General features: G+C 62.9%; 9 protein-coding genes and 1 pseudogene. 4 read left to right on the top strand and 6 right to left on the bottom strand.

Going from position 1 to position 11293, the window contains the following annotated elements; translation table 11 throughout:
• Positions 1–920: 920 nt before the first annotated feature.
• Positions 921–1817: pseudogene (locus tag AU381_RS11500) on the bottom strand (IS110 family RNA-guided transposase); the annotation flags it as partial.
• Between the two features lie 254 nt (positions 1818–2071).
• On the opposite strand from AU381_RS11500, the gene AU381_RS11495 reads away from it, so the two are divergent.
• From AU381_RS11495 to AU381_RS11485, 3 genes are all read left to right on the top strand, one after another.
• The gene (locus AU381_RS11495) at positions 2072–2470 is read left to right on the top strand and encodes a catalase family protein (protein WP_014857746.1); all 399 of its coding nucleotides are present in this window, start codon (positions 2072–2074) and stop codon (positions 2468–2470) included.
• Positions 2471–2522: 52 nt separating this feature from the next.
• Positions 2523–4313 (top strand): di-heme-cytochrome C peroxidase, encoded by a 1791-nt coding sequence (locus AU381_RS11490; protein WP_014857747.1) that lies wholly within the window; start codon positions 2523–2525, stop codon positions 4311–4313.
• Between the two features lie 78 nt (positions 4314–4391).
• Positions 4392–6473, top strand: a complete 2082-nt coding sequence (locus tag AU381_RS11485) for a patatin-like phospholipase family protein (protein ID WP_015633459.1) — start codon at positions 4392–4394, stop codon at positions 6471–6473.
• 63 nt (positions 6474–6536) lie between these two features.
• Here the strand turns inward: AU381_RS11485 and AU381_RS28450 are convergent.
• The 5 genes from AU381_RS28450 to AU381_RS30710 all read right to left on the bottom strand — a co-directional run bounded on the left by AU381_RS28450 (position 6537) and on the right by AU381_RS30710 (position 10947).
• Positions 6537–7491 (bottom strand): IS630 family transposase gene (locus tag AU381_RS28450; RefSeq protein WP_086018849.1). Its coding sequence is split into 2 segments (ribosomal slippage): positions 6537–7142 and positions 7144–7491, totalling 954 coding nucleotides; the frame shifts between segments, so codons are not numbered across the junction.
• A gap of 430 nt (positions 7492–7921) precedes the next feature.
• The gene (locus AU381_RS11470; protein WP_041409870.1) at positions 7922–9097 is read right to left on the bottom strand and encodes an IS91 family transposase; all 1176 of its coding nucleotides are present in this window, start codon (positions 9095–9097) and stop codon (positions 7922–7924) included.
• 9 nt (positions 9098–9106) lie between these two features.
• Positions 9107–9976 (bottom strand): tyrosine-type recombinase/integrase, encoded by an 870-nt coding sequence (locus AU381_RS11465; protein WP_014857771.1) that lies wholly within the window; start codon positions 9974–9976, stop codon positions 9107–9109.
• Positions 9977–10232: 256 nt separating this feature from the next.
• On the bottom strand, positions 10233–10577 hold the full coding sequence (locus AU381_RS30715) for a hypothetical protein (RefSeq protein WP_014857773.1): 345 nt from the start codon (positions 10575–10577) through the stop codon (positions 10233–10235).
• A 4-nt stretch (positions 10578–10581) separates the two neighbouring features.
• Complete coding sequence (locus tag AU381_RS30710; RefSeq protein ID WP_014857774.1) at positions 10582–10947, bottom strand: DUF1353 domain-containing protein; 366 nt, start codon at positions 10945–10947, stop codon at positions 10582–10584.
• A 128-nt stretch (positions 10948–11075) separates the two neighbouring features.
• On the opposite strand from AU381_RS30710, the gene AU381_RS29660 reads away from it, so the two are divergent.
• Positions 11076–11243, top strand: a complete 168-nt coding sequence (locus AU381_RS29660) for a hypothetical protein (RefSeq protein ID WP_014857776.1) — start codon at positions 11076–11078, stop codon at positions 11241–11243.
• Positions 11244–11293: the final 50 nt, after the last annotated feature.

Genomic DNA, 11293 nt, shown 5'->3' with positions numbered 1-11293 from the left:
GATGATACCGTCGCCGACAACCGCGACACCAGAATCTCATCCAGATTGTCGCGCTGATCTCAGCCAGATTGTCGCTCTACACTCAGCAGATATGTAAAATCGCTTATTTGGATGGAGGCTATTGAGGAGATGGAAGAGTGGTCGCACGCAGGTGCAAGCCTATCGGCGCTGTCACTATCGCCTGCGGGTGCGGGGGTGCCGGAAAGAGAGACGATGAGCAGTTACCCGCTGGCGAGCGGTGGACAAGGAGGAGACCGATCCGCCACTACGAAACAGCGAACGCGTTCGTCGCGCATCCAGGCAACGTAGCGGTGGAGTTGCGCCTGGCACGACAATTATGGCAGTGGGCTCACGCCACCAGCCAAGCAACTTCGGCCAGGGGTCGCGCGACCGACGTGCAGCGGTAGCCGCGCGGCGAGGCTTTTGGCTAGGCTGAAGAGGATAGGTCAGCATGGCCACATATGTCTGGCCGCAAGCTAACCTTAGTAGCCGACCGCTTGAAGGATGCCCGCTTGTCTCACTGAGCTGATGATGGACGGGCACCAAGTGTTAGACTGCATTCAATAGCTGACGGCTGCCGCACACACTGGCAGCGAAGACGTCGCTTTGACAGACGTCTGACTTCGTCAGGCTGCAGCGCGACATATGTGGAACGACCCGCTTGGCAAGGGCATTTTTCAGCGATTCATCCCGCGGGAACGGTGCGGTCATATGTCCGGCCTATCAGCGCGGTTCTGTGGACCGCTGGCCTCGATGAAATCCGCGAAACGAGTGACTGATCAACCAAACGCGCTCGAAGCGCAATGGCGCGCTGGCCTCTCTCGCCTCGGGATTTCGTCCCGTTGTGGAATCATCGCTTGTTTGCGCACCTTGCCACTGGCGGCTACCGTGCCGCGCAGTTCGTGATGTTCGTTGTCAGCTTATGAGCTGGCCGCACTGCTCTCGAGACCGCGATATGTTCCGCCCTTGGTCAGGAGCGCCCAGATGATCCGCGCCATTTTGTTGGCGAGCGCGATCGCAACGACCTTGAAAGGCCGTCGCGCTAACAGTGCGACTAGCCACCGTGGGGCTTTGTGGTTGCCTCTTGCATGTCGCAGGACCGAGGTTGCACCGGCGACGAGCAGAGTGCGAAGCTCGGGATTGCCCATCTTCGATATTTTGCCCAATCGCTCCTTGCCTCCGCTCGAATGGGATCTCGGCGTTAATCCCAGCCATGCGGCGAAATGGCGCCCGGATTTGAACCCACCCGGGTCTGGGACAAGCGCCTTGATGGAGGCCGACGTAATGGCTCCGACGCCAGGGATTGTGGCCAGCCGCCGCATGTCTTCGTCATGCTTCACTTCGGCGACAAGCTCTCGCTCGAGTTTGTTGATCTGCAGCGCCAGTGCGTCGATTTGATCCGCAATTGCCGTCAAAGCGAAGCGGGCCGCGTTCGGGAGACGCGCATCGGTTTCATCACGCACGATCGCGATCAGGCTTGCAATTTTCGCCGTGCCGATGCCGGCAATGATCCCCAGTTCGGACAGGTGAGCACGTAGCGCGTTGATCGTCTGAGTTTGCTGACGAACCAGAAGGGCGCGTGTCTTCAAGACCATCGCCGCCGCCTGCTGTTCGGGGGATTTCACCGGAACGAAGCGCATCGTCTTGCGCGTCACTGCCTCACTAATCGCCTCAGCGTCGGCTGCATCCGTCGTCCCCCGTTTGACGAACGGTTTGACATAGGCCGGCGGAATCAAACGTACCTCGTGGCCGAGTGCGCCGATCTCCCGCGCCCAGTAGTGCGAACCGCTGCAGGCTTCGATACCAACCAAACATGCCGTGCCGTCACGGCTCATCGGGCACCGGCTGCGCGTGCGCCTTTACGACGAGCGTCTTGACCTCTTTATCGGCGGCACGCATCTGATGACTCCGCGGCTCGTTCACGGATTCGCGGTATCACACCTGGGTCTGTTTCGAATTCATCGACAAAACTGGCGTCAGCCGCTACGTCCGCTTCCGGCTGATCAACGCCGACCGCGGCCCCGATCGCGGCCTGCCGCGCCCCGAATTCAAGGCTAACGGCCATCCATCCATGGACGCTGAGGCTGACGACGATCGGGCTCCCGACTTCCTGCGCAAGGATTTCATTCACCGCGTCAGGCGCAGTGACGTGCGCTACATCCTGCAGGCGCAGCTGCGTGACACGCCGCCGCCGCCGGTCGGCAATCACGAGCTGTTCGACCCGTCCCAGCCGTGGAACGAATACTGGTTCCCCTGGGTGGACATGTTCGAAATTCGCCTTAACGAGGTCATCGACGACCAGGCGGCCGTGAGCCGGCTGGAGATGAATCCAAACCGGAGCCCGGAATGCATTCGCATTCCTTTGGCGACCAGTCCAGATGATTACGCATCGCTCGGTCACGCACGCGCAATCGTCTATCCGGGCGCGCGAGCGGCGCGGGCGGCAGTGCCGCCGCCCCAGAATAATTAGAGGACCACGCCGCACTGGAAGGGGCGCTTTCAAGCTTTGGGGGTAAAGACGCATGAAACGCAAGTCGCGATTTTGGCCTATCCTGCTCGGGTTCACCGTGCTGGTCGCAGCCGGCCTCTATTATGTGGTTCGGATGTTTAGCGTCGATCTTCCTGACTATCCGAAGGTGGACAAGGTCACCTGGCTCGAGCAGAACTGGTCACAATCACAACGCGGTTGGATGCACCATGCCGACCAGGGCACGGTGACCTTCTCGATGCCCTACGAATGGCTGGCGGCGTTGGAGCAGCCCACCTTCACGCTGACAGCCGGGCCGCCCTTCCTGTCCAGCGATTATCTCGACCGCTTCGGCTTCATTACGGCGGATTCATCCGGCCTTCCGGTCGGCTTTGCCCATGGCGGCGATCTTGTCGATCCCAAAACCGCCCAACCGTGGGTCAACCCAGCGACCGGCAGGCCGCTCACCACCGTCGGGCTCACCTGTGCGGCATGCCACACCGGTCGCTTCACTTACAAGGGTACTGCCGTGATGGTCGATGGCGGCCCGGCACTCACCGATCTTGGAAAATTCCGCAAGGCTTCAGGATTGGCCTTGTTCTTCACCCGCTATGCGCCTTTCCGTTTCGACCGCTTCGCCACGGCAGTGCTCGGGCCGCAGGCGGATGAAAAAGCCAGGGCCGTGCTCAAGAAACAGCTCGACAAGGTGCTTGCGGGTGGCAGGATCGAAGTCGATCTCGAAAAGAAGGTGGCCGAAAAAAGTATCGAAGAGGGGTTCGGCCGGTTGGATGCACTCAACCGGATCGGCAACCAGGTCTTCTCGCTCGACCTTGAGCGGCCGGAGAACTACGTCGCTCAATCCGCGCCAGTCGCTTTCCCACATATCTGGGACACGTCCTGGTTCGATTGGGTCCAATACAATGCCTCGATCATGCAGCCGATGGTGCGCAATGCGGGCGAAGCGTTGGGGGTCCGCGCCTTCATCAATCTCACCAAGTCGGAGCAGCCACTCTTTGCCTCGACGGTGAAGGTCGACACGATTTTCGAGATCGAGCAGCAGTTGGCCGGCAAGCAACCGACGGCAGAGAACGGCTTCACCGGCCTGCGTCCCCCGCGTTGGCCTTCCAACCTGTTCGGTTCGATCGATACCAAACTCGCAACCGAGGGCGCCGCAGTTTACGCCGACCGGTGCCAGGGCTGCCACCTGCCACCGGTCGGCAGTGAGGGCTTTTGGGAGCAGAAGCACTGGACGAACGAGAATTCGGCCGGCGAGCGCTATCTCCGCGTGCCCATCATCAACGTCGAGAATATCGGCACGGATCCGGCCCAGGCCCAAAGCATGGCGGAGCGCAAGGTCAAGCTTCCCTCCGAGCTCGGCATCGACACCGACTCGTTCGGCAGCGCGCTCGGCGCGCTCGTCGCAAAGACAGCCGCTCGCTGGTACGACAACCAGACCCCGCCGGTGCCGGCCGAGCAACGGGGGATCATGAATGGCAATCGCCAGAACGGCATCCAGGCGCCGCTTGCCTACAAGGGACGGCCGCTCGACGGCATCTGGGCGACGCCGCCCTTCCTGCACAACGGCTCGGTGCCGACCATCGATGCCCTGCTTTCCCCGGCCGGCGAACGGCCGAAGACGTTCTGGCTCGGCAATCGCGAATACGACCCGGACAAGCTTGGCTATCTAACGGACGAATTGAAGGGTGGCTTCAAGTTCGACACCGCAAAGCCGGGCAACAGCAATGCCGGTCACGAATTCAGCGACACCCCCGGCCCGGGCGTGATCGGCCCGGCGCTGAAGCCGGATGAGAAGGCGGCGCTCATTGCATACCTGAAGACATTGTAGGCAGCCGGCGGCAGCCGTGCACGAACGTCATGGCGCCCGCCGGGATCAATGCGGCGCCGCTCAACTGAGGGAACAGTGATGACCGACGGCTCCAAACCGACCTTCGAAATCGGCATTGCGATGTCGGGCGCGATTTCGGCGGGCGCCTATTCGGCCGGAGTCTTCGACTTTTTGATCCAGGCACTCGACGCATGGGAAAAGGCAAAGGCGGAGGGGGCCCCCGACTTGCCGGAATACGACGTTCGCCTGAAGGCGCTCTCCGGGGCCTCTGCTGGCGCGATCACCGCCGCCATTGGCGTGATCGCCGCCGGCGGCCGCGAGGCTCCCGCGACCTTCCCAAGTCCCGCCCCCGGCAGCCAGAACATCCGCTTCACTCTCGGACGTCTTTACCGGTCCTGGGTGACCCGCCCGACGCTGGTTTCCCCCGACGGCTCACCCGACCTGCTGTCGCTCAAAGACCTGGCGGGCGGGCGGCCCGTCATCTCGGTTTTAAACGCCAACGTGTTGACCGCGATTGGGGCTGAGGCGTTGGAGGCGACGGGTACCCTCAGCCCACGCCCCTATGTCGCCAGTTCGCTCCATTTCTACATGATGCTGTCGAACTTGCGCGGCGTGCCTTACGCGATCCACTTCAGCGGCGGTCAATACAACATGATGACGCACGCCGACCGCGTGCACTACGTGGTCGAGGGCATCGGCACGTGGAAGCCGTCCCCCAGCCCCTTCGCCGACACAGATTCGGGCACGTCGATCGCGGCCACGTCACTGTTCGGCGCAACGGGCGCGTCGACGCGCCCGCCGGAATGGCTTGCCTTCGCCAATGCCGCCCTCGCCTCCGGCGCCTTCCCGATTGGCCTTTCACCGCGCGTGATAGCGACGGCCACCTCGCAATATGCAAAGGCGAAGTTTCCGATTTCCGAGGATCAATCAGAGCTCAAACCAATACCCACGTGGCCGGACGCGTGGCATGTCCCGTCGTCGCAAGACTATCCCTTTTCGTTCGTCTCTGTCGATGGTGGCCTCATCAACAACGACCCGTTCGAATATGTCCGCTTCACCCTGATGAAGGACCCGCCCCGGCCCAATGAACGGAACGCCGAAAAGACCGATCGAGCCGTTATCATGATCGCGCCCTTTCCCGAGGGGCCACCTTTTCTCGGCGATGGCGAACCGCCGCTCGGGGTGCTCAGCATTGCCAGGCGCGTGGTGACGGCGCTCCGCCAGCAGGTACGCTTCAAGCCTGATCAGTTGCTCGCCGTCGCCGCCGAAGGCACCCACAGCCGGTTCATGATCTCGCCACACCGCGTGCCGCCTAGTACGCCCGGCGGCGAGGAGCGGGAGGAGACCTTCTCGATCGCAAGCGGTTTGCTCGGCGGCTTCGGCGGTTTCGTCCTGGAGGCGTTCCGCGACCACGACTACCAGCTCGGCCGCCGTAACTGCCAATATTTCTTGATGCGCCATCTCACCATCGACAAGAACCATCAGACGCTACACGGGCCGGAGGGCGCAGCCGAACGGCGAAACGCGGTGATCAGCAAGACCCTTTCGGACGGCAGCATGCATGACTATGTACCGATCATTCCCCTCGTCGGCGATGCCCTGCCGGAGGTGCCCTATCCTCGCTGGGCGCGAATAGACGAAAACGCCTTCGCATTGCTGGTCAAACGCATCGAGGCGCGACTGGTCGCCGTCGCGCGGCGTCTTGTCAGCACCGAGACGACGAGCGCTCGCATGAAGCTCGGGCTGAACTTCCTGCTGCTCGTCGGCCGGAATAGGATCGTCGACTATATCCGCCTGACACTTCTGCAGGAGCTGGTGATGCGCGACCAGATCGAAGGCTGGCCTCTCCCGGCGGCCGACTTACGGCCGGACTTTGTGCGCGCCGTCCTCGCGGCTCTTCTCGATCCCGCTTTCGACTTGCGCACAGAAGCAGGCATCGCCCGCACCACCAAACTTGATACCTCTCTGGTCCGAGAAATTCTCAGTACCCTCGCCGGCGCCGCGGGTGCGAACTGCCAGGTGTGGCTTGCGCCGTGGACCCGGACCGACGAGCCTTTGCTCTACACCCTGGTTTCACGCCGTCCCTCCTTCCTTGCCACATTACTGCAAGGTCGGACCCCTGCGCGATTATTCGCAAAGCCTGTCGTAGATCGGAAATAGCAAAGACTCGTGCGCTGCGAACTTCAGCAGCCAACTGAGACTTTCCGCTAGAGCATCGGACATTTAATCGGACGCATATCCAGCTTCCTTGAGGTAGTTCCAGCAATCGGTTCTGTTGAAGAGGTCGCAGATGTTGCCGATTGCCTTCCAGAGTGCGTCGAAGGTTCTGGCTGCGGCGGCGCGCAGGTGCGCCTTGAGTTTGGCGAAGGCCATCTCGATAGGGTTGAGGTCCGGACTGTAGGGCGGCAGGAACAGGAACCAGGCGCCCCTGTCTCTGAGGCATTCTGCGGCGCGTGCGCTCTTGTGGAAGGCGAGGTTGTCGAGGATGACGACGTCGCCCTTGGCAAGGGTCGGCGCGAGCTGGGTTTCGACCCAGGTGTCGAAGGCCGGCCGGTTGATCGCCTTCTCGATCACCCAGGGGGCGGTGATGCCATGGCAGCGCAGCCCGGCGATGAAGGTCTGCGTTTTCCAGTGGCCGAACGGCGCATCGGCGATGAGCCTCGTGCCGCGCAGGCTGCGGCCGCGCAGCCGCACCATCTTGGTGTTCACCGAGGTCTCGTCGACGAAGACGAGGCGATGGGGCTCGAGCCGCATCCTCGGCTGGCGCAGCTCGATCCAGACGCGCCGCTCAGCCCGGATCGCCGCGCGTGCGCGCTCCGACGCCATCAGGACTTTTTTTATATGTGAAGCCGCGCCGACACAGGAAACGGGAAAGCTCGGCCGGGGCGGCCTTCATGCCTCGTTCCGCCGAAAGCCGGGCCGCCAGTTCCGGCATGGTGATGTCCGGCTTTGCTTCAACCGCCGCGACCAGGAAAGCCTCGAAAGCCACAAGCCGACCGCCCGGCGGGCGGCCCTGACGGACCGGCGCCGCCGTCCCATGCCGCTCAACGCGCTGCATCAGCTTGACTGCAAAACTCTCACTGACCCCGAAATGGCGCGCCGCAGCACGCCGAGAATGCCCCGCCTCGACAAACCCAACAACGCGATCACGAAGATCCGACGAATAGCTCTTGCCCATGATCCACCTCCCATCACGGTGAATCACAAATCTCCGCAAAAGGGAATCGNGAACTCGTGCGGCGCCAGCGTCATCGAGCGCGGAGGGTTCTGTGAGGTCGCGCAGGGATGGGCTGGCGAACTGACGCCGGGCGCGACCTCATTGAAGCCGGATTGAACTGGCCCGCTGACGCTGGCACGGCGCTATGGATTTAGTGCTGCGGCGTTTGATCTTGGCGCGCCGATATTGATGGCGCGCGCCGCTGCGGCGGGGGCAATGGCCCGGTGCGGCGGCGTCCGGCGCTGGTGTTGTGGGGAACACTGGGGTCTTGAGCGCGGCTTTGGCAGCGCCAGAACCGCAGCGGGATGACGCAGGGGGCACAGATCCGCATCGCACCGACCTGGGCTGATACGGCAAGGCTGTCGGGACCAATGGGCGCGGCGGCAGGCACTCATGACGTGTCGGGCCATGCCCGCGCCCGCGGCAGCCTGGCGGTGATGCGCAGGATGCCGCCGCAGCAGGGACAGACGGAGGGATCGAAGCGGTCGCGCTGGTGCCCGGACTGACTGCCTTCGGCCCGGCGGCGTTGCGGCGGGGCATCGGCCAGCAACCGCCTGATGACGGCGAGGCGGGCGCGGCGGATGCCGTTGGCGAGGAAGCCGTAGTGGCGGATGCGGTGGAAGCCGTCGGGCAGGCAGTGGAGCAGGAAGCGGCGGATGAACTCGTGCGGCGCCAGCGTCATCGAGCGCGGTGCATTGCCATGGCGGTAGTCGCGCCAGCGGAAGGTCACGCCGGTGTCGTCGGCGCTGACGAGGCGGCTGTTGGCGATGGCGACGCGATGGGTGTAGCGGCCGAGATAGGCGAGCACCCGTTCGGGCGATCCGAACGGCGGCTTGGCATAGACGACCCAGCGCTTCTTGCGCAGCGGACGCAGCGCCCGGGCCAAGGCATTGCCGTCGCCAAGCGGTTCAAGGGCGCCGAAGAAACGCAGGCCTCCGGCCGTCTGCGCCGCCTGCAAACGCTCGAGGAACAGGCGGCGGAACAGCCGGGAGAGCACCCGGACCGGCAGGAAGAAACGGCGGCGGCGACAGGCGATCCAGCGTCCGCCATCGGCGGCCAGCACGCCGCCGGGGACGAGGCAGTGGAGGTGCGGGTGATGGGTCAGCGTCTGCCCCCAGGTGTGGAGGATGGCGAGGAAGCCGAGTTCGCCGCCGAGATGCCGGGGATCGGCGGCAATGGTCTTGAGCGTCTCGGCGGCCGCCTCGAACAGGATCGCATAGAGCTGCCGCTTGTTCTGATAGGCGATCGCGGCGATCTCGGCCGGTACGGTGAACACGACATGGAAGTACGGTACCGGCAACAGATCGGCCTGGCGGTCGGTAAGCCAGCGATCGCGCGTGGCACCCTGGCATTTGGGGCAATGGCGGTTGCGGCAGGAGTTGTAGGCGACGCGGCTCAAGGCGCAGTCGTCGCAGGTCTCGACATGGCCGCCGAGCGCCGCCGTCCGGCACAGCGCGATCGCCGCCATGACGCGGCGTTCCCCCCGGCCGAGACGACCGTCATGGGTACGACGATAAGCGGGGCCATGGCGGCGGAAGATATCCGCCACCTCCAGCGCCGGTCGCATGGCGCGATCTCAGACCGGCGGCACGACCTCGAGGCGCAGCCGGTCGAGCGGGCTCTCAGTCCGGGCGATCGTCGTTGTCGCCACCTGGGTGTAGTGCGCCGTCGTCGACAGGTGGGTGTGTCCGAGCAGCACCTGAATGATGCGGATATCGACGCCGCTCTCGAGCAGATGGGTTGCAAAGCTGTGCCGCAGCGTGTGCACGCTGACCCGCTTGGTCAATCCCGCCGCCTTGGTCGCCGACCGGCAGGCGGCATAAAGCACCTGCACATCGATCGGCTTGTCGCCCCGTCCGGGAAACAGCCAATCCTTGGGGCGCGCCAGCCGCCAATAGGTGCGCAGGATGCCAAGCAGCTGCGGCGACAGCATCACCGTGCGATCCTTGGCGCCCTTGCCGTGACGGACCTGGATCACCATGCGCTGGCTGTCGATGTCGGCCACCTTCAGGCTCACCGCCTCCGAGGCGCGCAGTCCGGCGGCATAGGCGGTCGTCAGCGCCGTGCGCGCCTTCAAGGACGGCACCGCTTCGAGAAACCGCACGACCTCGTCGGCGCTCAAGATCGCCGGCAGCTTGCGCGGCGTGCGCGCATAGGCAATTCGCTCGGGAAGCTCCGCCCGGTCCAGCGTCACGCCGTAAAAGAACCGCAGCGCGCAAACCGTCTGGTTGAGCGCCGGCCAGGAGACGCCCTGCGACACCAGGTACACCTGGAAAGCGCGCACATCCTCCAGCCCCAGCCGATCCGGCGAGCGGCCGAAATAACGGCTGAACTTTGTCACTGCATGCAGGTAGGATCGTTGCGTGGCCGGCGACAGGTTGCGGAGCGTCATGTCGTCGATCATGCGGCGGCGCAGCGGGTTCACCGCTGCCGGGGCGTCGGTCATCGGTCGGTCTCCTGGTCAAGGGTTGGTTCTCAACACCCCAACATCCCATCAGGAGACCGCGCCTCCAAACCCGACCTATCCCGCGTCAGCGGGTTAGTTCAATCCTTCGATTCCGGATTTCAATCCGATGCTCTAGTTGACGAAGCCTAACTTGGCCGCCGGTTGAAGCGATGATCTCCTTCTCAAGATCGTATAGTGCTGTCGGTCTTGAAAGACGGTCCCTCTTCCTCGCGTCCTCCATCGACGACTTGCACCGTTACTTGGTGATCTCATCACCACCGGCAGGCCGCTGATCACGAAGTGTTTGCTGGGGGTGAGCTTCGTCGGCGATCGCCATGAGTTCATCAAGCGTTAACGCATCACCAGAACGCTCCTTGAGATCGATGGTCGCCTTGATCGCCTTCAATTCGCCTGCGCTCGACTGATCGGCCAATTCCCCAGGCAACTGCACGAACGCGGCGTCCTTTCCTGTCATCTGGATGCAGTTCTTCCCAGCCGCACACTTCTCTCCGGGAACGAGATAGCCCCAGCGTGGACCAAAGGCATAGACGGCGTAGAACAGCAATTTCGCTTTCGGTTTCTCCAAGCCGCTGGCCAGCATGGCGTCATAGAAGACGCGATGCGTCTCTTTCCAAGTTCGAACGTGCCTGTCGCAGTACATGGATGACGGCTGCACGAATATAGCCGTCTTCCCATGGGGAACCGACAAACGGTTGCAATAGCGGCGGAATCGAAGCGCCGTCAGTCTTCGTCTCCTTGTTGGTCTGCCAACCCACTCCGTTCAAATCGACATATCCGAAATCTGCCTTGAGCAGCTTATGGCTTGCGTCACCGGGAATGTCGACAAGTCCGAAACTGCCGGTAAAGCAATTCCGGTCTTTGTTGGACTGGCAGAAATTAACCGCCAAAGTGCTGCTGGCACTGACTGCAACGCCAACCGCTGCAAGAAGCATTGCAACCATAGTTTTCATGAAAGCCCCTTCCATTTGAACGCGAGATTAGCAACTTTGCGTCTACAATCAACGCTAAATGGTATCGGATAAACTCGCTCCATGAAGATTGCGCGGCTCGGCTGAACAAGCGCGTTGCATTTCATTACTTGGCTGGCGGCCTTCCGGAAATAAAGCCCCACAGCGAGGATTTCCGCAACCTGGTGCTCGACCTGGTGCGTGAGCATTACCTGGATTTCGGACCGACGCTGGCGGCCGAGAAGCTGATCGAACGCCACCGGCTTGCCGGTATCCCCACGGTGACGGCCGTCTTGTGATGTGATGCCGAACATTGGAAGTCCTGGTGGTAGCACTGGGAGTAGTCCTA

The organism is Sinorhizobium glycinis, from assembly GCF_001651865.1.
Lineage (GTDB): Bacteria > Pseudomonadota > Alphaproteobacteria > Rhizobiales > Rhizobiaceae > Sinorhizobium > Sinorhizobium glycinis.
Note: the sequence above shows the minus strand (reverse complement) of the source record. Positions and strands in the feature narration are given on the sequence as shown.

What these genes read in the sequence shown, in the direction of transcription:
- AU381_RS11495 (WP_014857746.1), top strand. Translation starts at nt 2,072, where the DNA reads ATGGACGCTGAGGCTGACGACGATCGGGCTCCCGACTTCCTGCGCAAG.
- AU381_RS11490 (WP_014857747.1), top strand. Translation starts at nt 2,523, where the DNA reads ATGAAACGCAAGTCGCGATTTTGGCCTATCCTGCTCGGGTTCACCGTG.
- AU381_RS11485 (WP_015633459.1), top strand. Translation starts at nt 4,392, where the DNA reads ATGACCGACGGCTCCAAACCGACCTTCGAAATCGGCATTGCGATGTCG.
- AU381_RS11470 (WP_041409870.1), bottom strand. Translation starts at nt 9,097, where the DNA reads ATGCGACCGGCGCTGGAGGTGGCGGATATCTTCCGCCGCCATGGCCCC.
- AU381_RS11465 (WP_014857771.1), bottom strand. Translation starts at nt 9,976, where the DNA reads ATGACCGACGCCCCGGCAGCGGTGAACCCGCTGCGCCGCCGCATGATC.
- AU381_RS30715 (WP_014857773.1), bottom strand. Translation starts at nt 10,577, where the DNA reads ATGCTGGCCAGCGGCTTGGAGAAACCGAAAGCGAAATTGCTGTTCTAC.
- AU381_RS30710 (WP_014857774.1), bottom strand. Translation starts at nt 10,947, where the DNA reads ATGAAAACTATGGTTGCAATGCTTCTTGCAGCGGTTGGCGTTGCAGTC.